The 26,501-nt window shown below is 68.7% G+C and carries 22 protein-coding genes, 1 tRNA gene and 2 pseudogenes; 10 read left to right on the plus strand and 15 right to left on the minus strand.

Annotated elements, in window-relative coordinates; all coding sequences use genetic code 11:
* Window positions 1-208: pseudogene (locus IF55_RS39985) on the plus strand (serine/threonine protein kinase); the annotation flags it as partial.
* A 153-nt stretch (window positions 209-361) separates the two neighbouring features.
* Here IF55_RS39985 and IF55_RS39990 read toward each other — a convergent pair.
* The 10 genes from IF55_RS39990 to dnaA all read right to left on the minus strand — a co-directional run bounded on the left by IF55_RS39990 (window position 362) and on the right by dnaA (window position 14,272).
* Window positions 362-496, minus strand: coding sequence for a DLW-39 family protein (locus IF55_RS39990; RefSeq protein WP_003958712.1), 135 nt, complete (start codon window positions 494-496; stop codon window positions 362-364).
* A gap of 726 nt (window positions 497-1,222) precedes the next feature.
* Window positions 1,223-1,296: transfer RNA gene (locus tag IF55_RS08815), tRNA-Ile, on the minus strand.
* 127 nt (window positions 1,297-1,423) lie between these two features.
* Entirely contained in the window at window positions 1,424-2,026 is a 603-nt protein-coding gene (locus IF55_RS08820) for a DUF3566 domain-containing protein (RefSeq protein ID WP_030882144.1), read from the minus strand.
* Between the two features lie 123 nt (window positions 2,027-2,149).
* Window positions 2,150-4,771 carry a DNA gyrase subunit A gene (gene gyrA / locus IF55_RS08825; RefSeq protein WP_030882147.1) on the minus strand — a complete coding sequence of 874 codons (2,622 nt, stop codon included), beginning with the start codon at window positions 4,769-4,771 and terminating at the stop codon, window positions 2,150-2,152.
* Between the two features lie 72 nt (window positions 4,772-4,843).
* Window positions 4,844-6,889 carry a DNA topoisomerase (ATP-hydrolyzing) subunit B gene (gyrB, locus tag IF55_RS08830; RefSeq protein ID WP_030882151.1) on the minus strand — a complete coding sequence of 682 codons (2,046 nt, stop codon included), beginning with the start codon at window positions 6,887-6,889 and terminating at the stop codon, window positions 4,844-4,846.
* 287 nt (window positions 6,890-7,176) lie between these two features.
* Window positions 7,177-7,788 (minus strand): DciA family protein, encoded by a 612-nt coding sequence (locus IF55_RS08835; protein ID WP_245661118.1) that lies wholly within the window; start codon window positions 7,786-7,788, stop codon window positions 7,177-7,179.
* Complete coding sequence (gene recF / locus IF55_RS08840) at window positions 7,785-8,945, minus strand: DNA replication/repair protein RecF (protein ID WP_030882159.1); 1,161 nt, start codon at window positions 8,943-8,945, stop codon at window positions 7,785-7,787. Before recF ends, IF55_RS08835 begins: the two co-directional genes overlap by 4 nt.
* Before the next feature lie 47 nt (window positions 8,946-8,992).
* The gene (gnd, locus tag IF55_RS08845) at window positions 8,993-9,871 is read right to left on the minus strand and encodes a phosphogluconate dehydrogenase (NAD(+)-dependent, decarboxylating) (RefSeq protein ID WP_030882162.1); all 879 of its coding nucleotides are present in this window, start codon (window positions 9,869-9,871) and stop codon (window positions 8,993-8,995) included.
* A 190-nt stretch (window positions 9,872-10,061) separates the two neighbouring features.
* The gene (dnaN, locus tag IF55_RS08850) at window positions 10,062-11,192 is read right to left on the minus strand and encodes a DNA polymerase III subunit beta (RefSeq protein ID WP_030882166.1); all 1,131 of its coding nucleotides are present in this window, start codon (window positions 11,190-11,192) and stop codon (window positions 10,062-10,064) included.
* 1,100 nt (window positions 11,193-12,292) lie between these two features.
* On the minus strand, window positions 12,293-14,272 hold the full coding sequence (gene dnaA / locus IF55_RS08855; protein ID WP_030882167.1) for a chromosomal replication initiator protein DnaA: 1,980 nt from the start codon (window positions 14,270-14,272) through the stop codon (window positions 12,293-12,295).
* A gap of 423 nt (window positions 14,273-14,695) precedes the next feature.
* Here dnaA and rpmH point away from each other — a divergent pair, with 423 nt between their 5' ends.
* The 9 genes and pseudogenes from rpmH (at window position 14,696) to IF55_RS08895 (ending at window position 21,518) form a co-directional block, all read left to right on the plus strand.
* Complete coding sequence (rpmH, locus tag IF55_RS08860; protein WP_003949374.1) at window positions 14,696-14,833, plus strand: 50S ribosomal protein L34; 138 nt, start codon at window positions 14,696-14,698, stop codon at window positions 14,831-14,833.
* Between the two features lie 18 nt (window positions 14,834-14,851).
* Window positions 14,852-15,220 (plus strand): annotated as a pseudogene (gene rnpA, locus IF55_RS36920) (ribonuclease P protein component); the annotation flags it as partial.
* 62 nt (window positions 15,221-15,282) lie between these two features.
* Complete coding sequence (gene yidD, locus IF55_RS08865; protein ID WP_030882169.1) at window positions 15,283-15,597, plus strand: membrane protein insertion efficiency factor YidD; 315 nt, start codon at window positions 15,283-15,285, stop codon at window positions 15,595-15,597.
* A gap of 3 nt (window positions 15,598-15,600) precedes the next feature.
* On the plus strand, window positions 15,601-16,758 hold the full coding sequence (yidC, locus tag IF55_RS08870; RefSeq protein WP_030882170.1) for a membrane protein insertase YidC: 1,158 nt from the start codon (window positions 15,601-15,603) through the stop codon (window positions 16,756-16,758).
* A 12-nt stretch (window positions 16,759-16,770) separates the two neighbouring features.
* Window positions 16,771-17,292, plus strand: coding sequence for a Jag family protein (locus IF55_RS08875; protein ID WP_030882171.1), 522 nt, complete (start codon window positions 16,771-16,773; stop codon window positions 17,290-17,292).
* A gap of 121 nt (window positions 17,293-17,413) precedes the next feature.
* Complete coding sequence (gene rsmG / locus IF55_RS08880; RefSeq protein WP_030882172.1) at window positions 17,414-18,130, plus strand: 16S rRNA (guanine(527)-N(7))-methyltransferase RsmG; 717 nt, start codon at window positions 17,414-17,416, stop codon at window positions 18,128-18,130.
* A 253-nt stretch (window positions 18,131-18,383) separates the two neighbouring features.
* On the plus strand, window positions 18,384-19,502 hold the full coding sequence (locus tag IF55_RS08885; protein WP_078643949.1) for a ParA family protein: 1,119 nt from the start codon (window positions 18,384-18,386) through the stop codon (window positions 19,500-19,502).
* Window positions 19,495-20,595, plus strand: coding sequence for a ParB/RepB/Spo0J family partition protein (locus tag IF55_RS08890; protein ID WP_078643952.1), 1,101 nt, complete (start codon window positions 19,495-19,497; stop codon window positions 20,593-20,595). The genes IF55_RS08885 and IF55_RS08890 overlap by 8 nt, the downstream gene beginning before the upstream one ends.
* A gap of 305 nt (window positions 20,596-20,900) precedes the next feature.
* Window positions 20,901-21,518 carry a GNAT family N-acetyltransferase gene (locus IF55_RS08895; protein ID WP_030882178.1) on the plus strand — a complete coding sequence of 206 codons (618 nt, stop codon included), beginning with the start codon at window positions 20,901-20,903 and terminating at the stop codon, window positions 21,516-21,518.
* Between the two features lie 82 nt (window positions 21,519-21,600).
* Here IF55_RS08895 and trxA read toward each other — a convergent pair whose 3' ends face one another.
* The 5 genes from trxA to IF55_RS08920 form a co-directional block, all read right to left on the minus strand.
* Entirely contained in the window at window positions 21,601-21,930 is a 330-nt protein-coding gene (trxA, locus tag IF55_RS08900) for a thioredoxin (protein ID WP_030882180.1), read from the minus strand.
* 49 nt (window positions 21,931-21,979) lie between these two features.
* Window positions 21,980-22,948 carry a thioredoxin-disulfide reductase gene (gene trxB, locus IF55_RS08905; RefSeq protein ID WP_030882183.1) on the minus strand — a complete coding sequence of 323 codons (969 nt, stop codon included), beginning with the start codon at window positions 22,946-22,948 and terminating at the stop codon, window positions 21,980-21,982.
* A 114-nt stretch (window positions 22,949-23,062) separates the two neighbouring features.
* Window positions 23,063-24,013, minus strand: a complete 951-nt coding sequence (locus IF55_RS08910; protein ID WP_030882185.1) for an anti-sigma factor — start codon at window positions 24,011-24,013, stop codon at window positions 23,063-23,065.
* Window positions 24,010-24,699: an RNA polymerase sigma factor SigM gene (sigM, locus tag IF55_RS08915; protein ID WP_030882188.1), complete on the minus strand. Its 690-nt coding sequence runs from the start codon at window positions 24,697-24,699 to the stop codon at window positions 24,010-24,012. The genes IF55_RS08910 and sigM overlap by 4 nt, the downstream gene beginning before the upstream one ends.
* 36 nt (window positions 24,700-24,735) lie before the next feature.
* Window positions 24,736-26,457, minus strand: a complete 1,722-nt coding sequence (locus IF55_RS08920; protein ID WP_030882190.1) for a protein kinase family protein — start codon at window positions 26,455-26,457, stop codon at window positions 24,736-24,738.
* Window positions 26,458-26,501 lie beyond the last annotated feature (44 nt).

Raw genomic sequence — 26,501 nt, forward strand, 5'->3', positions numbered from 1 at the left:
CCCCCACACCCCTCACACGCCCCAAGCCCCCCTGCCGCCCGCCTATCCCCCCACGCCCCCGTACTCCTCGCCGCGGCCCGCCGCGCCCTACCGGCACGCGGCCGCACGTAAGCGTCAGCAGGGCCCGCCGGCGAAGGTCGCGGTGCCGATCGTGATCGTCGCGCTGCTCTGCCTGGTGGTGGGCATCTGGGCGCTCAGCGTGAGTTGATTAACACCAGCAACGGCGAAATTCACACAAGCAAATATCTTGCGGGCAGTTACTTGCGGGCAGTTACGCACCGAACACGAAGCGACATTCTCCGCCAATGAAAACGGGGCCCCGATCGCCTCAGCGATCAGAGCCCCGTCCGGGGTAGTCGTCTCACACACCCGAACCTGCGGGCACGGAGTCGGTCGCCTCCGTCCACAGATCCTGCTCGGCGCGATCCGCCTGGATCTGGCGGTACACGAGGAGACCGCCGATGGCGGCCAGGGCGACCAGGAGAAGCTTCTTCACCGCGCGACCTCGTCTTTCATTGACGTAGGGGACCTTCTGGTGGCCGATGATACACACCACCCGATATCGATCGGTGACCTGCGTCCGCCGTCAACTCCGCCTCCGCACAAAATGAATCACCCAGGCCGGAAAATCCCGTACGGGCGGGCCGACGCGGCCCGTACGACCGGCAACGCACCCGCGCCCTCCCCTTATCACGCGCGAGGCCGAACGAGTGCAAATGAAAATGCACATGCCACCTCGGCCCCCGTACCCCGAATTTGCTGACGCTCAAGGCCACGAGCCCGCTCCGGCCATACAACGCCGGAGAGCTCTGACCGTGCTCTCCCACCCGTAGAGCCGGTCGTCGAGGTCGCGTACGCACCGTTCGTGCTGCCACGGCGTCAGAGCGCGGCGCGCTCCACCGCTTGGGCGTGAACGGCCCTCTATTCGTCGTGCACAGGGCCTACGCGCTCCTCGTACCGCCCGGTGCCCCGGCCACATGGGACGCAGCAGCCGAGTGCGTCACGACGACCGCGCGCGAGGCCCGCTACATGGGCCCGCCCTCTCCCCACGTCTGTGCGGCGCGGAGGCACGGCCTGGGGGCTCGTACCGAGCGGGGCCCTGGGTGGCGGCGTGGCGCGCGTGCATCCGCTGTCCGACGGGAGCCCGTCCCCACAACCAAGCTCCAAAACGCAAGCCAAAGGGCCCCGGTCGAAGAATCTCGACCGGGGCCCTTTCACGCGGTGGGGCTAACAGGACTTGAACCTGTGGCCTCTTCCTTATCAGGGAAGCGCTCTAACCGTCTGAGCTATAGCCCCGCGCTGCACCGAAAGATTAGCGCACCCGGGGCCAAGTCCCAAAATCGATAGCCGAGGCCCAGTCGGAGGTCGGCCGTCGCCCAGCCGGAGGTCGGCCGGAGGTCTGCTCGTCCGGCCGCCCCGCGGCCTACTCGTCCTCGGCGAGCGTGAGCTCCACGCCGCCCACGAAGCCGGCCGACAGGTTGTAGATAAAGGCCCCCAGCGTGGCCAGGGCCGTCGCCAGGACCACGTCGATCACCGCGATGATCGACGTGAAGAGCAGCACGCGCGGCAGCGACAGGAACGACTGGAGGTCGAATCCGCCGCCGTTGTTGGCGTCCGTGGCCTCGCTGATCGTGCCGCCGACGGTGGAGAAGACGCCCATGGCGTCCATGACCATCCACAGCACCGACGCCGCCACGATCGTGCACACGCCGAGCGCGATCGAGAGCAGGAAGCTGACCTTCATCACCGACCACGGGTCGGCCTTCGCCACCCGCAGCCGTGCCTTGCGCGTACGCGGTTCCGTACGGACACCAGTCCGCGGCACCCGCACGCCGTGCTGTTCCGATCCGCCCGCGGTGCCACCGCCCGTACCGCCCGCGGCACCACCGCCCGTACGCTCCGCCGGCGGCGCGTACGCCTGCGGCGGGTGGTACGGCTGCGCGGGCTGCTTCTGCCCCCGACGCTCGCCGGGCAGCGGCCCCGACGCGTACGCGTCGTACGGCTGCGACCCTCGGGTGTCCGTCACGGTTCCCCCCTGGGAGTCTGCGGCAGCACCCCGGGCGCCGGCCGTATCGGTGGCGGGCCCGCCAGGCTTTCGCCCCCCGGCACCCGCACCGCTCGCCGCGGCGCCCGTGGCTCCACTCAAGACTTACTCCTCGGTCTCCTCGGCCGGGGGCGCCTCGCCCTCGGCCGCCTCGGGCCCGTCATCCGCGGCTGCGTCGGCCAACTCCACGACCTCTTCAGCCTCGCGACCGGCCTCGGCGTTCCTGGCGATGCCCACAACGGCATCGCGCTTACCCAGGTTGATCAGTTGGACGCCCATGGTGTCACGGCCCGTCTCCCTGACCTCGCTGACCCGCGTACGGATCACGCCGCCGCTCAGCGTGATGGCGAGGATCTCATCGCTCTCCTCCACCACCAGTGCGCCGACCAGCGAACCACGATCCTCCACGATCTTGGCGGCCTTGATGCCCAGCCCACCTCGACCCTGGACGCGGTACTCGTCGACATCCGTGCGCTTCGCGTATCCACCATCCGTAGCGGTGAAGACGAACGTACCGGCACGCACGACATTCATCGAGAGGAGCTCGTCTCCCTCCCGGAAGCTCATTCCCTTGACGCCCGACGTGGCACGCCCCATGGGACGCAGAGCCTCATCCGTGGCGGTGAACCGGATCGACTGCGCCTTCTTGCTGATCAGAAGTAGATCATCTTCGGAGGAGACCAACTCCGCCCCGATCAGCTCGTCCTCGGTCCCGTCCTCCGCCTCCCGGAGGTTGATCGCGATGACACCACCCGAACGCGGGGAATCGTAGTCCTTGAGCGGAGTCTTCTTCACCAGGCCCGACTTCGTCGCCAGGACCAGGTACGGAACGGCCTCGTAGTCCCGGATCGCCAGGATCTGCGCGATCTGCTCGTCCGGCTGGAACGCGAGCAGGTTGGCCACGTGCTGGCCGCGCGCCTCCCGGCCGGCGTCCGGCAGTTCGTACGCCTTCGCCCGGTACACCCGGCCCTTGTTGGTGAAGAACAGCAGCCAGTGGTGGGTGGTGGAGACGAAGAAGTGGTCGACGATGTCGTCCTGCTTGAGCTTCGTGCCGCGCACGCCCTTGCCGCCGCGCTTCTGCGAGCGGTAGTCCTCGCTCTTGGTGCGCTTGACGTAGCCGCCCTTGGTGATCGTGACGACGATGTCCTCCTCGGCGATCAGGTCCTCGATGGACATGTCGCCGTCGAAGGGCACCAGCTTCGAGCGCCGGTCGTCGCCGAACTTGTCGACGATCGCCTGCAGCTCCTCGCTGATGATCTGCCGCTGCCGCTCCGGCGAGGCGAGGATCGCGTTGTACTCGTCGATCTTGGCCTGGAGTTCGTCGTGCTCGGCGGTGATCTTGCGGTGCTCCAGCGCGGCGAGGCGCCTGAGCTGCATCTCCAGGATCGCGTTGGCCTGGATCTCGTCGATCGTCAGCAGGCCCATCAGGCCCTCGCGCGCGACCTCGACGGTCTCGCTGCGCCGGATCAGCGCGATGACCTCGTCGATGGCGTCCAGGGCCTTCAGCAGGCCGCGCAGGATGTGCGCGCGCTCCTCGGCCTTGCGCAGCCTGAAGCGCGTACGCCGGACGATGACCTCGATCTGGTGCGTCACCCAGTTGCGGATGAACGCGTCGATCGACAGCGTGCGCGGCACCCCGTCGACCAGCGCCAGCATGTTCGCGCCGAAGTTCGTCTGCAGATCGGTGTGCTTGTAGAGGTTGTTGAGCACGACCTTGGCGACGGCGTCCCGCTTGAGGACGACCACCAGCCGCTGGCCGGTGCGCGAGGACGTCTCGTCCCGTACGTCCGCGATGCCGCCGATCTTGCCGTCCTTGACCAGGTCGGCGATCTTCTGCGCGAGGTTGTCCGGGTTCACCTGGTACGGCAGCTCGGTGACCACCAGGCACTGCCGGTTCTGGATCTCCTCGACGGCCACGACCGCGCGCATCGTGATCGAGCCGCGGCCCGTGCGGTACGCCTCCTCGATGCCCTTGCGGCCCACCACCAGCGCGCCGGTCGGGAAGTCCGGGCCCTTGATGCGGTCGATGAGCGCGTCGAGCAGCTCCTCCGGGGTGGCCTCGGGGTTCGCCAGATACCACTGAGCGCCGTCCGCGACCTCGCGGAGATTGTGCGGCGGGATATTGGTCGCCATACCGACCGCGATGCCCGCCGAACCATTGATCAGCAGATTCGGGAACCGGGCCGGCAGAACCGTCGGCTCCTGATTGCGGCCGTCGTAGTTGTCCTGGAATTCGACGGTCTCCTCGTCGATGTCCCGGAGCATCTCCATGGCCAGCGGCATCATCTTGCACTCGGTGTACCGCATGGCCGCGGCCGGGTCATTGCCCGGGGAACCGAAGTTGCCGTTGGAATCCACCAGCGGCATCCGCATCGACCAGTGCTGCGCCAGGCGCACCAGCGCGTCATAGATCGAGGAGTCGCCGTGCGGGTGGTACGTACCCATCACGTCGCCGACGACGCGCGCGCACTTGTAGAAGCCCTTCTCGGGCCGGTAACCGCCGTCGTACATCGCGTAGAGCACGCGCCGGTGCACGGGCTTGAGACCATCGCGCACATCGGGCAGCGCACGCGAGACGATCACGCTCATCGCGTAGTCGAGATACGAGCGCTGCATCTCCGTTTCGAGCCCGACGGGCTCGACGCGCATTCCCACGCCCTCCACGGCGGCGGGCTCGCCCTCCGGGGTCACGGAACCCACGGGAATGTCAGGTGTGTCGTCGGCCATTGCTGTTCAAAGTCCTTTCGAGCTGCGGCTGGAAAATCCCGTGGCCCATCACCAGGGACGCGCCGGCAGGGCTCAGATGTCGAGGAAACGGACGTCCTTGGCATTGCGCTGGATGAACGAGCGCCGAGCCTCGACGTCCTCGCCCATGAGCACCGAGAACAGGTCGTCCGCCTGCGCCGCGTCGTCCAGGGAGACCTGGCCCAGCACGCGGTGGTCGACGTCCATGGTGGTGATGCGCAGCTCCTCGGCGTTCATCTCGCCGAGGCCCTTGAAGCGCTGGACCGAATCGTCCTTGATCCGCTTTCCGTTCTCCCGGCCGAGCTGGATCAGCGCGTCCCGCTCACGGTCGGAATACGCGTACTCGAAGTCGTCCCGACCCCACTTGATCTTGTAGAGCGGGGGGCGCGAGAGATAGACGTGACCCGCCTCGACCAGCGGCCGCATAAAGCGGAAGAGGAAGGTGAGCAGCAGGGTGTTGATGTGCTGGCCGTCGACGTCGGCGTCCGCCATCAGAATGATCTTGTGATAGCGGAGCTTCTCGATGTCGAAGTCCTCGTGCACACCGGTGCCGAACGCCGAGATCAGCGCCTGGACCTCGGTGTTCTGGAGGATCTTGTCGACCCTGGCCTTCTCCACATTCAGGATCTTGCCGCGGATCGGGAGAATCGCCTGGTACTGCGGATTACGGCCCGACTTCGCCGAGCCGCCGGCCGAGTCGCCCTCGACGATGAAGATCTCGCACTTCGTCGGGTCATTCGACTGGCAGTCGCTCAGCTTGCCCGGCAGCGAGGCGCTCTCCAGCAGCCCCTTGCGCCGCGTGAGATCCCGCGCCTTTCGCGCCGCGACCCGCGCCGTGGCCGCCGTGATCGCCTTGCGGATGATGTCCGCGGCCTCATTGGGATTACGGTCGAACCAATCCGTCAGGTGCTCGTGGACCACCCGCTGCACAAAGGTCTTCGCCTCCGTGTTGCCCAGCTTCGTCTTCGTCTGGCCCTCGAACTGCGGCTCCCCGAGTTTGATCGAGATGATCGCCGTCAGGCCCTCGCGGATGTCCTCGCCGGTGAGGTTGTCGTCCTTCTCCCGGAGCAGCTTCTTCTCCCGCGCGTAACGGTTGACCAGGCCGGTCATCGCCGCCCGGAAACCCTCTTCGTGGGTACCGCCCTCATGCGTGTGGATCGTATTCGCGAAGCTGTAGACACCCTCGCTGAACTGGCTGTTCCACTGCATCGCGACTTCGAGGGAGAGCATGCGCTCCTTGTCCTCGGCCTCGATGTCGATCACCGTCGGGTGAATCAGCTCACCCTTGCGGGAATTCAGGTACTTCACGAAGTCGACGATGCCGCCCTCGTAGTGGTACCGGACCGCGAGCGGCTTGCCCTCCTCGTCGACGTGGTCGGCGCGCTCGTCCGTCAGCGAGATGTTCAGTCCCTTGTTCAGGAACGCCATCTCCTGGAAACGCCGCGCCAGCGTCTCGAAGGAGTACTCCGTGGTCTCGAAGATGTCGCCGTCGGCCCAGAAGGTGACGGACGTGCCCGTCTCCTGGGTCTCCTCGTTGCGCTGCAGCGGGGCCGTGGGCGTACCGAGCTTGTAGTCCTGCGTCCAGCGGTAGCCGTCCGTCTTGACCTCGACCGACACCTTGGTCGACAGCGCGTTGACGACCGACACGCCGACGCCGTGCAGACCGCCGGAGACGGCGTAGCCGCCGCCGCCGAACTTGCCGCCCGCGTGCAGCACCGTCAGCACGACCTCGACCGCCGGCTTGCCCTCGGAGGGGACGATGCCCACCGGGATGCCTCGGCCGTTGTCGACGACGCGCACTCCGCCGTCCGGCAGGATCGTGACGTCGATCTTGTCCGCGTGGCCGGCCATGGCCTCGTCGACGGAGTTGTCGACGACCTCCTGCACGAGGTGGTGCAGGCCCCGCTCACCGGTCGAGCCGATGTACATACCGGGACGCTTACGGACCGCGTCCAGACCCTCAAGGACCGTGATCGCACTGGCGTCGTACGACGGCTCGCCGTCGACGGCGCCCGAAGGAGCCCCTTCTGTCTGGGGAGCGGTGATGTTCTCGTTGGGGTTGCCGGAATCGGCCACGAAGCGCCCTTTCTGGCACAGCACAAGCCGTCGTTCCCTGCTTGCGGCGGGGATTCCCCATTCCGGGGCAGGCAGGAGCGGCTGCGTCGTTCGACATGTTCCGCGAGTCGGCGGGATTGCTACCAGTCTACCGGTAGCGCTGACATGAATGGGGGTTTGGCGGTACCTGAGTCCTCATGTGCCGCCCTGAACCGCCAACCGCCGACTCCCTATATGTGGCCCCGGCCTTCAAGAGGCTCACAGCGGCACTCAGCGCTTTGGGGTGTCAACGGCCCGCTACCGTGAGCGGGGTCTCAGCCCCCGCCCCCGCCTCACCCGTACGTATCCCCGCGGCCGCGGCTCCCCGGCGCGCGCAGCGGCCCGTACCGCCGGCCCGGCCCGCCGGGCCCCGACACCTTGATCAGACGGACCGTCCCCGGCCCCAGATCCGCGTTCAGCCGGGCCACCAACTGCGGTGCCAGCAAACGGAGTTGAGTCGCCCACGCGGTCGAGTCGCAGAGCACCGACAGCACCCGGGCGTCCTCGTCGTACCGCTGCGGCTCGCAGTGCTGCGCCACCTCCGGCCCCACCATCTGCGACCAGCGGCCCATCACACCGCCCACCGCGGCCGGCGTCTCCCAGCCACGCTCCGTGATCAACCGGTTGATCGCCGCGCCCAGCGGCAGGGGGTCACGGCCGTCCGCCCGCGCACCGGAGCGCACGCCCCCACGCCGGGCCTGCCGCTTCTGCTGCACCGCGTCGCCGCGCGCCCGCGCCTGCTCCTTCGCCGCCCGCAACGCCACCCGCGCCAGATCCACCCCGGACGGCTCCGGCGCCCCCGAAGACCGCTCGGCGGCCGGCGGCTGCCCCGAAGAAGAAGGCGCGCCCGGCGCGCCCGGGGGCGTACGGGGCTGCGACGCGGAGTCCCACGGCTGCTCACTCATACGCGCTCGACCACGCCCTCCGACACCGCGAACCGCGCCCCCGTCAGCACGCCCGGCACATCGTCGCCCACCGCCGCCGTCACCAGCACCTGCTCGCCCGGCGCGACCAGCTCCGCCAGCCGCTCCCGCCGCCGCACATCGAGCTCCGCGAAGACATCGTCCAGCACCAGCACCGGCTCCCCGCCCTCGGCCCGCAGCAGCTCGTACGAGGCCAGCCGCAGCGCCAGCGCGTACGACCAGGACTCGCCGTGGCTCGCGTACCCCTTCGCCGGCAGCCGGCCCAGATTCAGCAGCAGATCGTCGCGGTGCGGACCCACCAGCGTCACCCCGCGCTCGATCTCCTGCTTGCGCGCCCCCTCCAGCGCCGCGAGCACCAGCGGGAACAACTCCTCCCGGCTCGGCGTCCCCGCCGCGCCAGGGGCCCCCGCGGCCGCCTCCTCAAGCGCCTCGCCCGCCGAACCGCGGTACCCCAGTGTCACCGGGCCACCCCCCGGCGCCAGCCGCTCGTACGCCTTGTCGGCCAACGGCTGCAACGTCGCCACCAGGTCCAGCCGCGCCGCCAGCAGCTCCGCCGCCGCCCGCGCCAGATGCTGGTCCCACACGTCCAGCGTCGACAGATCGAGCTGCCGACCGCCGTGGCGCCGCGCCATCGCCGCGGTCTTGAGCAACGTATTGCGCTGCTTGAGCACCCGGTCGTAGTCCGAGCGCACCCCCGCCATCCGCGGCGACCGGGCCGTGATCAGCTCGTCCAGGAACCGGCGCCGCTCGCCCGGATCGCCCTTGACCAGCGCCAGATCCTCCGGCGCGAACAGCACCGTACGCACGATGCCCAGCACATCCCGCGGCCTGACCTGCGACGACCGGTTGATACGGGCCCGATTCGCGCGCCCCGGGTTCAGCTCCAGCTCGACGAGCTGCTGCCGCTCACCCTGCACCACCTGGGCCCGTACGATCGCCCGCTCCGCCCCCGCCCGCACCAGCGGCGCGTCGGAGGAGACCCGGTGGCTGCCGAGGGTCGCCAGATAGCCGACCGCCTCGACGAGATTGGTCTTCCCCTGGCCATTGGGTCCCACGAAAACCGTCACGCCCGGATCGAGCGGAACCTCGACCCGGGCGTACGAGCGGAAGTCGGCCAGCGACAAATGCGAAACGTGCATGGGTGCGCGCCGACCTCCCCCGGCTGCCTACTACGTACCTGAGCTGCTTACTTCTTGTTCTCGACGGCGTGACCGCCGAACTGGTTGCGCAGCGCGGCGATCATCTTCATCTGCGGGGAGTCGTCCTGCCGGGACGCGAACCGCGCGAACAGCGACGCCGTGATCGCCGGCAGCGGCACCGCATTGTCGATCGCGGCCTCCACCGTCCAGCGGCCCTCGCCCGAGTCCGCGGCGAAACCGCGCAGCTTCTCCAGGTGCTCGTCGTCGTCGAGCGCGTTGACCGCCAGGTCGAGCAGCCAGGAGCGGATGACCGTGCCCTCCTGCCAGCTCCGGAAGACCTCGCGCACGTCCGTGACGGAGTCGACCTTCTCCAGCAGCTCCCAGCCCTCGGCGTACGCCTGCATCATCGCGTACTCGATGCCGTTGTGGACCATCTTGGCGAAGTGCCCGGCGCCGACCTTGCCCGCGTGGACCGAGCCGTACTCGCCCTCCGGCTTGAGCGCGTCGAAGATCGGCTGCACCTTCGCGACATCCTCGGTGGCCCCGCCGTACATCAGGGCGTAGCCGTTCTCCAGGCCCCAGACGCCGCCCGAGACGCCGCAGTCGACGAAGCCGATGCCCTTGGCCGCCAGCTCCTCGGCGTGCTTCTCGTCGTCCGTCCAGCGGGAGTTGCCGCCGTCGACGAGCACATCGCCGGGCGAGAGCAGCTCGGACAGCTCGTCGACGGTGGACTGGGTCGCCGCGCCCGCGGGGACCATGACCCACACCACGCGCGGACCCTTGAGCGAGTCCACGAGCTCATTGAGGCTCTGGACATCCGCGAGGTCCGGATTGCGGTCGTATCCGATGACGGTGTGGCCTGCGCGGCGGATGCGCTCGCGCATGTTGCCGCCCATCTTGCCGAGACCGACGAGACCGAGCTCCATCAGTGATCCTCTATGCCGTAGTCGTTGCGATTCGTACCTGAGACCGAGCCTACGCCCGAGGGTGCGTGCACACCTGTGGGCTCAGCCGCTCATCGGCCGACCGGCGGCGGGGCGGACCGGAGGGGCCGGAGCGGGGGGGCACCCCCGGAGTCCGGCCCGCCCCTCCGATGTCCCGGGCGTCGGCCGGACCTCAGCCCGACAGCCGCACCGGCATGATCAGGTACTTGTACGCCTCATCCGCCTCGGCGTCCACCGCAGGCCGGCCGCTGAGCAGCGCGGGCTTCGTGGAGGTCGTGAAGGAGAGCTGGGCTACGGGCGAGTCGATCGCCGACAGCCCCTCCAGCAGGAAGCCCGGGTTGAAGGCGATCGAGATGTCGTCCCCGTCGAGCTGCGCGTCGACGCGCTCCACAGCCTGTGCGTCGTCGCTGGAGCCCGCCTCCAGGATCAGCACGCCCTGCTCGAAGCTGAGCCGCACCGGGGTGTTCCGCTCGGCCACCAGCGCCACACGCTTGACGGCTTCGACGAACGGCGCGGTCTCGATCACGGCGATGGAGTTGAACTCCGTCGGGAAGAGCGTGCGGTACTTCGGCAGGTCGCCTTCGAGCAGCCGGGTCGTCGTACGGCGGCCGGCGCCCTCGAAACCGATCAGCCCCTCGCCCGCGCCCGAGCCGGACAGCGCCAGCGACACCGTCTCGCCGCCGCTGAGCGACTTGGCGGTGTCCAGGAGCGTCTTGGCGGGCACCAGGGCGACCGCGGAGATGTCCGGGGTCTCCGGCTTCCACATGAACTCGCGGACGGCGAAGCGGTAGCGGTCGGTGGAGGCCAGGGTGACGGTGTCGCCCTCGATCTCGATCCGCACACCGGTCAGTACGGGCAGCGTGTCGTCGCGGCCGGCGGCGATGGCCACCTGGGCAGCGGCCGCGGCGAAGACCTCACCGGGGACGGTGCCGGTGGCGGTCGGCATCTGCGGCAGCGCCGGGTACTCCTCCACAGGGAGTGTGTGGAGGGTGAACCGGGAGGAACCGCAGACGACGGTGACCCGTACACCGTCGGTGGAAATCTCCACGGGGCGGTTGGGCAGCGCCCGGCAGATGTCGGCCAGCAGCCTGCCGGAGACCAGGACCGTGCCGCCCTCTTCCACGTCCGCCTCGACGGAGACGCGGGCCGAGACCTCGTAGTCGAAGCCCGACAGGCTCAGTGCGCCCTCCTCCGCCTTCAGCAGCAGGCCCGCGAGGACGGGCACCGGCGGACGGGCCGGGAGGCTCTTGGCCGCCCAGGCCACTGCCTCCGCGAGTACATCGCGCTCCACCCGGATCTTCACCGGAAACCGCCTCCTGCTGTTGCTGGCTCGCCCTGCTGGCCTTCGTCGTCGGCTGATTTGCCGGAGACCAGTCTGACGTACGGCACCGACAGTCGGTGCGGCTCGGGGTCAAGTCGGGGCGAGAGGTGTCGGGCGGCGCGGAGCCGAGTTGTGCACAGGGCCCACTTCCAAACGAGTTCCCAGCTACATCTAAGTGGTCGTAGTAGTAGGCCTTGTGGAAACCGTGGACAACCCGTTTTGCGCAGGTCAGAGCGCGTTTTTTGTCCACTGGTCCTGTGGGCGGCACCCGTGGATAAACCGGTGTCTCTGTGGACCGCCGAAAGTTCTGCACACCCGATACACAGGCAGGGGGTACTTCTCCCCAGCGCCGTCCCCAGAAATACCCAGGTTCCCCACAGCCCAACCAACCTCCTTGGTGTGACGCCTTTCACTCGCCACGGTGACCTCGGGTGTTGCGTTGCCGAACAGTGGACAGACGTGTGGAAAGGCTGTGCACAAGGCGGGCCTCCCTGTGGGCGGCCGGTGGACGACGGATCGGCCGCCTTGTGGGTCGAGAGTTCATCCACATCCTGTGGATGAGTGTTAGTCACAAATCCCCAAGCCGCTGACCTCCCCTGATACTGCATCAGCGGCATGCCCTGTGGACGCGGTCTGGACAACGTGGCAGTCCCCAGGGTGTGGACGGAAGATTCTCCCCTCATCTGTGGAGAAGCGGCCCCGGCCGATCCAAAATCGAACAGCCCCGGCGGCCGTACACAGCTTGTGCAGCCCCGCCGACGCCGCTCGGCCGCCCCTCGACCGCCTTCCACCGCCCTTCCGACGGCGCTCGGCCGGGCCGCGACCGTCCTTCCACTGCCCTTCCGGCGGCGCTCGGCCGGCCCTCCCACTGCCCCCCACTGCCCCCCACTGCCTTCCGGTGCCTGCTGGCGTCTTTCGGCGGCCCTCCTGGGCGCGGCCTGACGCGGCCTGGCCTCTTGTGCGGGGCTGCCCCCTGGGTGGGGCCGCTTTGTGGGCAGGGCTGCCCCTGGACGGGTCCACAGCCTCTGGAAAGGCGAAAGGCGCTCCAGGAGTGCTCCTGGAGCGCCTCGGCACCCGGCGGATCAGCTGTTCTTGATGCGGTTCGTCAGCTCGGTCACCTGGTTGTAGATGGAGCGGCGCTCGGCCATCAGCGCCCGGATCTTGCGGTCCGCGTGCATCACGGTCGTGTGGTCCCGGTTGCCGAACTGCGCGCCGATCTTCGGCAGCGACAGGTCCGTCAGCTCCCGGCACAGATACATCGCGATCTGGCGCGCGGTGACCAGGACCCGGCTGCGCGAGGCCCCGCACAGGTCCTCGACGGTGTGGCCGAAGTAGTCCGCGGTCGCGGCCATGATGGCCGGCGCGGTGATCTCCGGAGCGGCGTCCTCGCCGCCGGGGATCAGGTCCTTGAGCACGATCTCGGTGAGCCCGAGATCGACGGGCTGCCGGTTCAGGCTCGCGAACGCCGTCACCCGGATCAGCGCGCCCTCCAGCTCGCGGATGTTGCGCGAGATGCGGGAGGCGATGAATTCCAGCACCTCGGGGGGCGCGTTGAGCTGCTCCTGGACGGCCTTCTTACGGAGGATCGCGATCCGCGTCTCCAGCTCCGGCGGCTGCACATCGGTGGTCAGCCCCCACTCGAAGCGGTTGCGGAGCCGGTCCTCCAGGGTCACGAGCTGCTTGGGCGGCCGGTCCGAGGACAGCACGATCTGCTTGTTGGCGTTGTGCAGCGTGTTGAACGTGTGGAAGAACTCCTCCTGCGTCGACTCCTTGCTCGCCAGGAACTGGATGTCGTCGACCAGCAGGATGTCCACGTCCCGGTAGCGCTTGCGGAACGTGTCGCCCTTCCCGTCGCGGATCGAGTTGATGAATTCGTTGGTGAACTCCTCCGAGCTCACATAGCGCACCCGGGTGCCGGGGTAGAGGCTCCGCGCGTAGTGCCCGATGGCGTGCAGCAGGTGGGTCTTGCCGAGCCCCGATTCCCCGTAGATGAAGAGGGGGTTGTACGCCTTGGCCGGGGCCTCGGCGACCGCCACGGCCGCCGCGTGGGCGAAGCGGTTGGACGCGCCGATGACGAAGGTGTCGAAGAGGTACTTCGGGTTGAGGCGGGCGTGGGGCTCGCCGGGGGCGGGCGCCGGGGCCGGCTGCGCCGCGAGCGGGCCGGGCGCGCCGGTCGGCGCGGGCAGAGCGCTCCCATTGCCACCCTGGTGGCCACCCTGCCCGCCGCCCTGGCCTCCGGTCCGCAGATGGCCGGGCGGGACGTCGTGGAGTTCGCGACGCTGCTGCTGGTCGTACGGCAGGCGCTCGGGCACGCCGGAGCGGTAGTCCGAGGGCGGCTGCTGGTGGTCGTACTGCGACGGTTCGTACTGCGTCTGCTCGTACGGCTTCTCGTACGACTTGTCATACGGCTGCTCGTACTGCTGCGGCGGATGCTGCTGGCCGTGCTGATTGTGCTGGCTGGCCTGGTGCTGGTTGGGCTGCGCGTACGGATCGTTCTCCGGGAAGCCGCCCAGGCGCGGCTGCTGCCAGCCGTAGTTGTCGTGGGGGCGCGGCCAGGCGCCGGGGTCGGGGCGCTGCTGGTACTCGGGGTACGCGGGGCGCGCCGTCGGGAGCTGGTCGTCGGCGGAGGCCGGGCGTCCGTAGTTGTCGCGGCTCTCCCGGGCGTCGTAGCCGTCGTACGCGTCGCGGGGCGGTTCCTCGTAGTGCTGCTGCTGAGGTCGCTCCTGGTGCGGCTGGTGCTGCTGCTGGTGCGGGGGGGCCGGGGGCTGCGGGGCGGGCGGCTCGCCGGCGGTGGAGTCGACGGTGATCGCGATCCGGATGGGGCGGCCGCACTCGCGGCTGAGGGTCTCGCTGACGATCGGCGCCAGGCGACCCTCCAGTACGCCCTTGGCGAATTCGTTGGGTACGGCGAGCAGCGCGGTGTCCGCGACCAGCGCGAGCGGCTGGCAGCGGGTGATCCAGCGCTCGTCCTTGGCCTCGACGCCCTGGCCCCTCCCTTCGCCGAGGAGTTGTTCGAGTACGCGTGGCCACACTGCGGCAAGATCGGCGGGCAGGTCGGCCACAGGGCACGCTCTCTCAGTCACTGGGGGCACCCGGGTGTCCCACGAATGTGTGGTTCTCGGGACGGGCGGGAAGGATGCGGAGTTCAGCCAAGGTAGTCAGGCCGAGGTGCGGGGTTCAAGTCGTTGTCCACAGGGGTGTGCACAAATGTGTCACGGGGCACGGCCAGGCGTACCAGCGGGTTCGCGTAGGGTTACGGTTGTTCATGGTGTGCCACCGGTTTGACCGGATGGCGTAGCCATGCGTACCGTGAACAAGTCGAGTTGTCGATGGCTGCTGCCGCCTGCCTCCGATGGGCAAAGATCACGGCCTCTGGTCCGTGGTTCTGAAGCGGTGCACTCGGGCGTATTGCGAGCTTCTCGTGGGCGCACGGTGACAGCCAGGCGATGTCCCGCCATCACACGATTCATTTCTGGAGCCCCCGAGTGAGCAAGCGCACCTTCCAGCCGAACAACCGCCGCCGCGCGAAGACCCACGGCTTCCGGCTGCGTATGCGCACCCGTGCCGGCCGCGCGATCCTCGCGTCCCGCCGTGGCAAGGGTCGCGCCCGTCTTTCCGCCTGATCTCGCATAGGTCATGACGTGCTGCCTACCGAGTCTCGGCTGAGGCGGCGCGAGGACTTCGCGACCGCGGTACGCCGGGGACGCAGGGCCGGGCGCCCGCTCCTCGTCGTCCACTTCCGCGGTGGTCCAACGGACCCGCACCCACCTGGGGAGACCGCTCCCCCGGTGCGTGCGGGTTTCGTCGTCAGCAAGGCCGTGGGCGGTGCTGTCGTACGCAACCTGGTGAAGCGAAGGCTGCGTCACCTCATGCGCGACCGGTTGGAGTTTTTTCCCGCCGGTAGCCTGGTTGTCGTACGGGCGCTGTCCGGTGCGGGCGAGGCCGACTACGGTCAGCTCGCCCGCGATCTTGATGCCGCGATCCAGCGGCTGACGAACGGCGCGCCACGACGCTGCAATCCCCCGGGAGGCGACCCCCGGAACCCCGGCCGAGACCCGGGAGGGAGCGCACAGTGAAGTATCCGCTGCTCTGGTTGATCAAGCTGTACCAGTGGACCATCAGCCCGCTGCTGGGGCCGGTCTGCAAGTACTACCCGTCTTGCTCGCACTATGGCTACACGGCTATCAACGTGCACGGCGCGGTCAAAGGAACGGTGCTGACGGCGTGGCGCATCCTGCGCTGCAACCCGTGGTCGCTCGGCGGCGTCGACCACGTACCTCCCCGGAAGCATCCGGTCTGGCATCAGCGGCTGAGGAGCCGCCTGGGCGGGAGTTCTGCCGAGCCCGCCGCACAGCCCGAGACTCAGCCCAACGCCCAAGGAGCCTGATTCGTGGACACGATCCTCGGTCCTCTTTATAAAGCAGTTTCCTGGATCATCGTCCAGTTCCACTCGTTCTACAGCTTGATCTTCGACAAGAACAGTGGCTGGGCCTGGGGTCTGTCCATCGTCTCGCTGGTGGTCCTGATCCGCATCTGCCTGATCCCGCTCTTCGTGAAGCAGATCAAGGCGACGCGGAACATGCAGGTGCTCCAGCCGAAGATGAAGGCGATCCAGGAGCGCTACAAGAGCGACAAGCAGCGCCAGTCCGAAGAGATGATGAAGCTCTACAAGGAATCGGGCACCAACCCGCTTTCGAGCTGTCTCCCGATCCTGGCGCAGTCCCCGTTCTTCATCTCGCTGTACCAGGTCCTGAACCACATCGCGCAGGGCAGGGTCGTCGGCGTCATCGACAAGCCGCTGCTGGAGAGCGCCCGTGAGGCGCACATCTTCGGCGCCCCGCTGTCCGTGAAGTTCATGGACAGCGCGTCGAAGGTCGAGGCGCTCGGCGCCACGCTGACCGATGTGCGCGTCGTGACGGTCATCATGATCGTGCTGATGTCGGCGTCGCAGTTCTACACGCAGCGCCAGCTCATGACGAAGAACGTCGACCTGACGGTGAAGACGCCGTTCATGCAGCAGCAGAAGATGCTGATGTACGTCTTCCCGATCATGTTCGCCGTGTTCGGCATCAACTTCCCCGTCGGTGTTCTCGTCTACTGGCTGACCACCAACGTGTGGACCATGGGTCAGCAGATGTTCGTCATCCGCCGCAACCCGACCCCCGGCAGCCTCGCCTTCAAGCAGCGCCAGGAGCGGCTGCGGGCGAAGGGCAAGCTGAAGGAGGACCCGGAAGAGGTCGAGGCGAAGAAGGCGGTCGAGGCCGCTCGCGCCAACCGGCAGCAGCCCAAGCGGCAGCCGAAGGCGAAGCGCCAGGCGGGCGCCGCCGTCCAGGGCGGGACCAAGGCCACGGGCTCCACGAGCACCCCGCAGGCGGGCGAGCGCAGCAGGGCCGGCAAGCCCCCGGCCAAGGACGATGCCAAGCCGTCGCTGGACAAGAAGCAGCCGGAGGACGCCAAGCCGAAGTCGGCCGGCGGCTCTTCTTCCCGTAATGCCAAGTCCGGGCAGCGCAAGGGCCCGCAGCGGCCCAAGCACCCGTCCAAGAAGTAGAAGGAGTCCACAGTGACGGACACACAGCGTCAGTCGGGTGGGGCCGCCGCCGAGGGAACCGACACCCTGTCCCGCCTTGAGCAGGAAGGCGAGATCGCGGCCGACTACCTTGAGGGGCTGCTGGACATCGCCGACCTCGACGGCGACATCGATATGGACGTGGAGGCCGACCGGGCCGCCGTATCGATCATCAGCGACTCGACCAGCCGGGATCTGCAGAAGCTGGTGGGCCGTGACGGCGAGGTGCTGGAGGCGCTCCAGGAGCTGACCCGGCTGGCGGTGCACCGGGAGACCGGGGACCGCAGCCGGCTGATGCTGGACATCGGTGGATTCCGTGCGCGCAAGCGCGAGGAGCTGGCGGCGCTGGGCGCCAAGGCGGCCGAGGAGGCGAAGGGCAGCGGCGAGCCGGTGAAGCTGAAGCCGATGACGCCCTTCGAGCGGAAGGTCGTCCACGACGCGGTGGCGGCCGCTGGGCTGCGCAGCGAGTCCGAGGGCGAGGAGCCCGAGCGCCGCGTGGTCGTCCTCCCGGCCTGACGACCCGGACCTCAAGTTGTGCACGGCCCCGTCTGCTCGCAGGCGGGGCCGAATCTTGTCAGCCTGACTCAACGTTCGACATCGTGGTATCGACAACGTGGTACGGAAGGACGGTCCCCCCGTGACGGAGGCAGGAGAGCTTCCCCCGGCGCCGGAGGCGGCGCGCGAGGTATTCGGTGAACGCTTTCCGGAGGCTGTCCGGTACGCGGAACTGCTCGCGGACGCGGGCGTGCGGCGGGGCCTGATCGGCCCGCGCGAGGTCCCCCGGCTGTGGGAGCGGCATCTCCTGAACTGCGCGGTGCTCTCGGAGGCCGTCGCCGACGACGTGACCGTGTGCGACGTGGGGTCCGGTGCGGGACTGCCGGGCATCCCGCTGGCCCTGGTCCGGGACGACCTCCACATCACGCTGCTGGAGCCGCTGCTGCGCCGTACGACGTTCCTCCAGGAGGTCGTCGAGCTGCTGGGGCTGGACCACGTCACGGTGGTGCGAGGACGCGCCGAGGAGGTTCTGGGCACCCTTCAGCCGGTGCATGTGGTGACGGCCCGCGCGGTGGCCCCGCTGGACCGGCTGGCCGGCTGGGGGGTACCGCTGCTGCGCCCATACGGGGAGATGCTGGCCCTCAAGGGCGATACGGCCGAGGAAGAGCTGAAGAACGCCCGCGCGGCGCTGAGCAAGCTCGGCGTGGTGAAGACGTCGGTGCTGCAGGTGGGCGAGGGCGTGGTGGAGCCGCTTTCGACGGTGGTCCGGGCCGAGGTCGGGGAGAGCCCCGGTGGCGTGAGGTTCGCCGCGAAGCGGGCGAAGGCGGCGCGGGTCAGTCGGTCGCGTCGCCGACGCTGAATCGGGTTTCCCAGGGGCAATGCTCCATACAAGCTGCCAAAACTACGCATTGCGGAGTGTCGTGGACGCGTAGCGCGATCTGCCATGCATCGTGTTTCACGTGAAACGACGTTCCTTGCTGCATGGAATCATCAGCCGCGGTCGCGCGGCTGCCGCGCCGCGTAGTCGTAGGCCCGTTAGTGGCATGGAGTTGTCCACAGACAGCCATTCATCCACAGGAGAGCGGGCCCCGCTGGTTCATGACCCGGAAAGCATGGCAGGCTCTGCTCATTGCGAGCCTGATGTCGAGGAGAGTGAATCCTTGCGGTCCGACGCCAACATCGCGGGGCCGATGGCCGATCCGGTCCCCGGCCCCCGTTCTGCCGAGTCCGAACTGGGGGCTGTGCCGGGGCCTCCGAATGGAGACGGTGTTTCACGTGAAACGCCGCCTCCCATGGACGACACCCCGATCGGTCGTGCCGCCCAGCTAGCGGTGGAGGCTCTTGGCCGCGCGGGGGAAGCCCTGCCCCGGCCGGACCAGACGCGCGTGATGGTCGTCGCCAACCAGAAGGGCGGGGTGGGCAAGACCACCACGACCGTGAACCTGGCGGCGTCCCTCGCACTGCATGGCGCTCGCGTGCTGGTCGTCGACCTCGACCCGCAGGGCAATGCCTCTACCGCCCTCGGGATCGACCACCACGCCGAGGTCCCGTCCATCTACGACGTGCTCGTCGACAGCAGACCGCTGTCCGATGTGGTTCAGCCGGTCGTGGATGTAGAGGGGCTCTTCTGCGCTCCGGCCACCATCGATCTGGCCGGCGCGGAGATCGAACTGGTTTCGCTGGTGGCTCGGGAGAGCCGCCTCGACCGCGCGATCCAGGCGTACGAGCAGCCACTGGACTACATCCTCATCGACTGTCCGCCCTCTCTCGGGCTGCTGACCGTCAACGCCCTGGTCGCGGGCGCCGAGGTGCTCATCCCGATCCAGTGCGAGTACTACGCGCTGGAGGGGCTGGGGCAGCTCCTGCGCAATGTCGACCTGGTGCGCGGCCACCTCAACCCCAAGCTCCACGTTTCGACGATTCTGCTCACCATGTACGACGGCCGGACCCGACTGGCCTCGCAGGTGGCGGAGGAGGTCCGTACGCACTTCGGCAATGAGGTGCTGCGGACCAGCATTCCGCGCTCGGTACGTATCTCCGAGGCGCCCAGCTATGGGCAGACGGTACTGACGTACGACCCGGGGTCCAGCGGATCGCTCTCCTATCTGGAGGCGGCTCGTGAGATCGCATTGCGGGGCGTCGGCGTTTATTACGACAGCAGTAAGGCCCATGCCAAGGGCCGTCACCATCAGCAAGATCAGCACAGTGTGTCGGAGGGGTTCAGTGAGTGATCGACGTAGGGGGCTGGGTCGCGGGCTCGGCGCACTGATCCCGCCGGCGCCTACGGCGTCGGACGGCCCGGCGGTGGGGACCGGAGCGACGTCTCCGTCGGCTGTGCCGATCCTGACGCAGGAGCGGGGTGTGGCCGCGGCCAAGGTGGCGAAGCTCGCCAAGCGCAGCGTTTCACGTGGAACGGAAGAGCCACCGCCCGTGGAGAAGACAACCGCCGTACCGGAACCCGGGGAGGTCGCGGGAGCGACCTTCGCCGAGCTGCCCCTGGACGCCATCTCCCCGAATCCGCGGCAGCCGCGGAGCGATTTCAACGAGGAGGCCCTGGCCGAGCTGGTCACCTCCGTGCGTGAGGTGGGGCTGCTTCAGCCGGTCGTGGTCCGGCAGGTGTCGCCGGGCAAGTATGAGCTGATCATGGGCGAGCGCCGGTACAAGGCGTGCAGCGAGGCCGGGATGGAGAAGATCCCTGCCATCATCCGGGCCACCGAGGACGAGAAGCTGCTGCTCGACGCGTTGCTGGAGAACCTGCACCGCGCACAGCTCAATCCGCTCGAAGAGGCCGCCGCGTACGACCAGTTGCTGAAGGACTTCAACTGCACGCACGACGAGCTGGCCGACCGCATCGGGCGGTCCCGCCCCCAGGTGTCCAACACGCTGCGGCTGCTGAAGCTGCCGCCGTCCGTGCAGACCAGGGTCGCCGCGGGAGTGCTCTCCTCGGGCCACGCTCGGGCGCTGCTGCCCGTGGAGGACCCGGAGGAGCAGCAGCGCCTCGCGAAGCGCATCGTGGCCGAGGGGCTGTCGGTGCGGTCGATCGAGGAGATCGTCAAGGACATGAGCTCGCGGCCGTCGAGCTCGCCCAAGGCCAAGGGCCCCCGGGCCGGCGCCCGGGTCTCTCCTGCCCTGACCGACCTGGCCACGCGGCTGTCGGACCGCTTCGAGACGCGGGTGAAGGTGGACCTGGGGCAGAAGAAGGGAAAGATCGTCGTTGAGTTCGCCTCGATAGACGACCTGGAGCGGATTCTGAGCGAACTGGCCCCAGGAGAGGGCCGGGTGCTGGAGCAGAAACTCTCCGAGGAGAAGACCGAAGAGCCCTAGCCGAGGGCTTGTTCGCCGCCGAGGGCGGTCCGTGTCACCGGCCACCGGGACACGGGCCGCCCTTTGCCTTGTCGCGCTACCCGTCCCAACGCGGCGCGGATACGATGCGAAAGGGTATGGCACATCCACGTTGGACGCAGTTCACGGAGGGGCGGGGCCATGCGATCGGTGAGCCGGACCGGGCTGGTGGCGACAGGACTGAGCCTGGGGGCGGTCGGCGGGTTCGTCGGCAGCCTCATCAGGGAGCGGAGCGCCCTGAACGCCGCTCGCGGTGTGGCACGCGACGGAAGTGAGGAACTGGCTTCATGGGGCGTCGGCTTGTACCGCTCACACTCGACAACCTCCCGGACCTGCCCAAGCGCTGCCGCGCCTGTGTCTTCTGGGAGCTGGACCCCGTCAGCGGCGAAGCCGCGGTAAAGGCCGGCCGCCCGGAGCTGGAGAAGGAAGCGTGGATCTCCGCGGTCCTGCTGGAGTGGGGCTCCTGCGGACGAGTCGTCTACGTCGATGATGTGCCGGTGGGCTTTGTGCTCTACGCCCCGCCGGCGTACGTACCGCGCTCCACCGCCTTCCCCACCAGCCCCGTCTCCGCGGACGCGGTGCAGTTGATGACGGCGTGGCTGACGCCGGGGTACCAGGGTCAGGGGCTGGGCCGCGTGATGGTGCAGACCGTCGCCAAGGATCTGATCCGGCGCGGGGTGAAGGCGATCGAGGCGTTCGGCGACGCGAACTGGAAGGAGCCGGGCTGCGTGCTGCCTGCCGACCATCTGCTCGCGGTGGGCTTCAAGACCGTGCGCCCGCACCCCCGCTATCCGCGGCTGAGGCTGGAGCTGCGGACGACGATCTCCTGGAAGGAAGACGTCGAGATGGCCTTGGACCGGTTGCTCGGCGCGGTCCAGAAGGAACCAGCGCTGCGGCCGCTTTAGGCCGCGTTCACACGCGCGTGGGCCCGCCCTGAAATCGGGGCGGGCCCACGCGGCTGCTGTTTCACGTGAAACAGCGAGAGTGTCAGGCGATGAACTCCGACAGGTCGCGCTCGATCGCGGCCTTCGGCTTGGCGCCGACGATCGTCTTGGCGACCTCGCCACCCTGGTAGACGTTCAGGGTCGGGATCGACATGACGCCGTACTTGGCGGCCGTGCCGGGGTTCTCGTCGATGTTCAGCTTGACGATCTCGATCTTGTCGCCGTGCTCGGCAGCGATCGCCTCAAGGGAGGGGGCGATCTGGCGGCACGGGCCGCACCAGGCAGCCCAGAAGTCGACGAGCACGGGCTTGTCGTTCTTCAGGACGTCCTCTTCGAAGGTGGCGTCGGTTACGGACTTGAGGGCGCCGGCCATGGCGAACTCCTTAGGTGGTGGGGCGGTGGGGTGGGTGGGCTGGATGAGGTCAGGCGGTCTTCTCGGGCTCCGGCACCTTCTCGCTGTCGCTCAGCGCGGCGAGGTGGCGCTCGGCATCCAGCGCCGCGGAGCAGCCGGTGCCGGCGGCCGTGATGGCCTGGCGGTACGTGTGGTCCACGACGTCGCCCGCGGCGAAGACGCCGGAGAGGTTCGTGTGGGTGGAGGGCGCCTCCACCATGAGGTACCCCTCGTCATCCAGCTTGAGCTGACCCTTGAAGAGCTCGGTGCGCGGGTCGTGGCCGATGGCGATGAACAGACCGGTCACGGGCAGCTCGGAGGTCTCGCCGGACTTCAGGTTGCGCAGGGTCAGGTGAGAGAGCTTGTTCTCACCGTGGATCTCGGCGACCTCGCTGTCCCAGACGAACTTGATCTTCGGGTCGGCGAAGGCGCGCTCCTGCATGGCCTTGCTGGCGCGCAGCGTGTCACGGCGGTGCACGATGGTGACGGACTTCGCGAAACGGGAGAGGAAGGTCGCCTCCTCCATCGCGGTGTCACCGCCGCCGATCACGGCGATGTCCTGGTCCTTGAAGAAGAACCCGTCGCAGGTGGCGCACCAGGAGACACCGCGGCCGGACAGCTCGTCCTCACGGGGCAGGCCCAGCTTGCGGTGCTGGGAGCCGGTGGTGACGATGACGGCCTTGGCACGGTGAACGGTGCCCGCGGAGTCGGTGACGGTCTTGATCTCTCCGCTGAGGTCGACGGCGATCACGTCGTCCGGGACCAGCTCGGCACCGAAGCGCTCGGCCTGGGCGCGCATGTTGTCCATGAGGTCCGGGCCCATGATCCCGTCGCGGAAGCCGGGGAAGTTCTCCACGTCGGTGGTGTTCATCAGCGCACCGCCGGCGGTGACGGCGCCCTCGAAGACCAACGGCTTCAGGGAGGCGCGGGCGGTGTAGAGCGCGGCCGTGTAGCCCGCAGGCCCGGAGCCGATGATGATCACGTTGCGGACGTCGCTCACGGGTGTCTTCCTTGTCTCTGCCGACTGTTGTCTGGGGCCCTGTTGGGTCTCACCCCACCCAACGGATACTACGGCGCGAGCATTCCCCGGAGACCGCAGCGCAACATGGTGCGCTCAGCCGCGAGCGTATGTGCGGTTCAGCAGGACTTCCCCCGGTGTGGGAGAGGGAGCGCCGGTACAGGAGGACGCGACGATGTAGGCGTCCACACGCTGGTTATCCCCCTCGTGCGGAAGGATGAGGAGATAGACGTCCTGACCCTCGTAGGTCTCCTGATGTGCCGCGAGCGGCGGGTCGGAGCGACCGGTCCCTTCCCGTACGCAGGAGGGCGCGGTGGTGCCGTTGTCCTGCAGGGTCGTCTGGGGGGAGTTCTGAGCGCTCATGCTGCGGGACTCAGCCGGTTTCCGGGCCGCCAGCAGATCCTGCACATGGGATTCAAGGGTGGCCGAGGAGAGGCCGGAGCTGTCCCCTTGGCCTTCCTTCACCGAATTCGAGGACGAGTCGTTCGTGTCGTCACCGAGCCCGGACTGGACGAGAAGTCCCCCCACGGTGAGGACGGCCGCGGCGCACGCCGTGCCGAGCAGGGCCTTCGGCCAGCGGCGCCTCTGCGTGCGCCGGTCGGCCCCGGTCTTCTGGCCCGGTCGGCCGGGTCCGGTCGCCGCCCGTGAGTGACCGATGGGGCGGTCGGCAGCCAGCGAGGGAACGTGCGCGGTTTCACGTGAAACATGATCGGCAGCCGAAGCGGCCGAATAGGCGGTTTCACGGTGGGAGGCGGTTTCACGTGAAACGGAAGCACCATCGGCGGGTGCCGTGGCGTCGAGGAGCGCTTCGGCGGCGAGCGCCGCGTCGATGCGGCCGGCGACGTCGTCGGGCATGCGCACGGGGCCGGGCAGGGTGCCGAGCACGTTGCGGATCTCATCCAGGGAGGCGCGGACGTCCTCGCACAGCTCGCAGTCCGCGAGGTGCTGCCGCACGTCGGCCGTGCGGTCCGGCGGCAGGATGCCCTCGCTGAGCGCGGAGATCTCAGCGACCTCCGGGTGCTCGTCCGTGTCGGTCGTGGATGTCACGCTCGCCCACCTCCGCCCTTCACGGGATCAGCATCGTTCGGCCCTGCCGGTGGTGGGACGGCTGTCCCCGGCGTCCGGTTCCTTCCCCCGCCCGGGGGCGCGCTATCCCTGCTACTCGGGTGCAGATGGGTGACCATGGGGAGCAGACGTGCGCGTCCCCGCGCGCACCGGCTTTTCACCGTGCCGACTGGCACGTCCAGCATCTTGGCGGCCTCAGCCACGGGGTATCCCTGCATGTCGACGAGGACGAGGGCGGCGCGCTGATCGGGCGGCAGGGTCGCGAGCGCCCCGAGCAGTTCGCGGTGGAGGTCGCTGCGCTCCGCGGGCACGGAGGCCGACTCCTCGGGCTCCAGCAGTTGCTCAAGCCGCTCGGTGTCGGCCACTGGCGAGGTGCGGCGGGAGGCGGCTTTGCGGGCCCGGTCGAGGCACGCGTTGACGGTGATGCGGTGCAGCCACGTCGTGACGGCTGACTGGCCGCGGAAGCTGTGCGCGGCCCGGTAGGCGGAGACCAGAGCGTCCTGGACGGCGTCCGCGGCCTCTTCCCGGTCTCCCAGGGTGCGCAGGGCTACCGCCCAGAGTCTGTCGCGATGGCGTCTGACGATCTCGCCGAAGGCGTCGGGGTCGCCCTTGATGTGCAGGGCCAGAAGCTCGGCGTCGCTTGTGGCGTCGTGTCTGACGTCGTCCAACGTCGAGCCCCCTCCCCTTGGTGCCGACCGCTTCGGTCAGCTCCCCTTGACCTTGATCTCCGCGATCCCGCCCCGGTAACCGGTCTGGGTTCCCGAACCCGTCCCGTCGGGCGGCAGCGCCGTGACGTGAATCAGCAGATACCGGGTGCGGACCGGTTTCTTGAGCTTCGTGTCCATCGAGGAGCCCGCCTTCTCCGACTTGCTGACGCGCTGCGGGAAGTCGGAGAGCGTGCTGGGGTTGCCGGACGCGGACGGGTCGGCCGCCAGGATCTCTGTGGTCTGGCCCGGACGGTACATGTCGACGTGCACGTCGGAGACGTTCTTTACGCTCCCGAGGTCCACGACGATGCCGCTGCCATCCTTGCGATTCGACCGATTGCCGAACTCCGCCCACCCGAAGAACTGCCCCGTGATCCAGGCTGTGCCCGGGTCTCCGTCAACGGCGTTCTGCGGGTTCTTGCCCGTGGGACCGTCCAACGGGGAGAACTCCGTGGCGCCGCTGATGGGCAGCGGTTTGATCACGGGCTTCTTGTCGGTGTTGCTGTGTCCCGACTGAGAGCTGGGTGGGTTGTCCTTGTCGTGCTCATCCTTGAGGAGCGTGTCGGCGAGCTGCCAGCTCCCCAGGCCCAGTGCCGCGATGAGCAGCGCGGAGACGCTCCACTTGAGGGCCTTGCCGGTGCGGCTTTGGAGAGGTGGTGGCGGTGGCGGGGTGGGGGGTGCGGCGGGCCGGCCGGCTCGGGGCGGCTGGCCGTACGCGCCCTGCTGGTAGGTGGTCCGCTGGTACGACGGAGGGGTGGCGAAGCTGGGCTCCGGCGGCCGGATGCGGGGCATCGCGGCGACCGCCTTGGCGAGCTCCTCCGGGGTGGTGCAGGGCTGTTCCTGGCGCGAGGCGGTGGCGCCGTCGTTGACGAGGGCGCGCATCGTGAGATCGGACAGGCCGCGGTGGATGCCCGCGCGGACCTGGTCGGGGGCGATGAGGCCGACGCCCTTGGGGAGCCCGGAGAGGCCGTGGGCGTCGTTCTCGTAGGGCCAGCGCTGGGTGAGAGCGGCGTAGAGGAGCGCGCCGATCGCTTCGGTGTCCGTGCGCTGGGGGTTCTCGGAGGTGATGCCGCGCAGGGCGGCCATGACCGCGAGGCCGCGGATGCGGTACTGGCCGGTCTCCGTGCGCAGTACGGAGCCGGGGTTCAGGCGCAGGTGCGCCAGGCCCTCGCGGTGAGCGGCGGTCATGGCCTGGGAGACCTGGCTGACGAGCTGGTAGGCGTCGTGCGGTTCCAGCGGCCGGGCGGCCAGGATGGCGGTGAGCTCGGTGGCGTCCGGCAGCCATTCGTGGACGACGTAGACGAGGTCGTTCTCCTCGACGGCGTCGAGGACCTGGACGAAGCGCGGGTCGCCGAGGAGTGCGGCCGAGCGGGCGGCGGCGAGGACCGGGCGTGCTCTCGGGTGGTCCGCGGGCAGCAGGTGGACGCCGACGGCTCGGCGCAGTTTCTCGTCGACCGCACGCCAGCTACTGAATCCGTCCAGACGGGTGACGCACTCTTCGAGGCGGTAGCGTCTGGCGAGTTTATGGCCGCTGTGCAGCTCGGGGGATTGTGCTTCGGGCGCGGCGTTCTTGTTCTCTGCGCGCTCTGTGTCTTTGTGCGCGTCGGCCTTGTTCTCGGCCTTCGCCCCGTCGGCCGTGACCTTCTCCGCCTTGGCGGTCAGCGACTTTTCGCCGCTGTTGGCGGTCACGTCGACGGCAGCCGTGCTCCGTTCAGCCACCGTCGTTCCTGCCTCCCCATCCGTTGCACGCTCTCCACAGCCAG

Origin of the sequence: Streptomyces varsoviensis (genome assembly GCF_000718635.1) — a bacterium.
Classification (GTDB): domain Bacteria; phylum Actinomycetota; class Actinomycetes; order Streptomycetales; family Streptomycetaceae; genus Streptomyces; species Streptomyces varsoviensis.